The organism is Martelella sp. UBA3392 (assembly GCF_002358775.1).
Classification (GTDB): domain Bacteria; phylum Pseudomonadota; class Alphaproteobacteria; order Rhizobiales; family Rhizobiaceae; genus Martelella; species Martelella mediterranea.
Window position 1 is genome coordinate 2,236 of the sequence record NZ_DEPM01000070.1, and the last position, 362, is coordinate 2,597.

The window sequence follows — 362 nt, forward strand, 5'->3', positions numbered from 1 at the left end:
AAGGCACTTCCTGCGTCTTCAGCAAGGTCCGTTCGCGCGTCGCCATGTTGTAGTCATAGAGCTGGCTCGGCGTCGTCATCGAGGAATAGGAAAAGCGGATCGTGTCCGTGTCGTATTCGGCAGCGCCCTGCAGTCCGAGGGAATAGGCCTCCTCTTCGAAGGCGATGGCGTGTTCCTCCCCGGTTGCCCGGTCGCGGATGACGATGCGCGGCAGGCCCGCGAATCGCTCCAGCCAGACCAGATGCCGCGCGAAGGCCGTATGCGCCAGGATCAGCCGGCCCTCCTGATGCGGCACGACCTCCTTCCAGTTTGCCTTGCCGGGCGCGTTCACCGGGGTTTCCATGATCTTGAAATCCTTGGCC

The 362-nt window shown here is 63.0% G+C and carries 1 pseudogene; it reads right to left on the minus strand.

Annotation, left to right across the window (positions count from 1 at the left end):
• Positions 1 to 362: pseudogene (locus B4E36_RS05195) on the minus strand (S9 family peptidase); the annotation flags it as partial.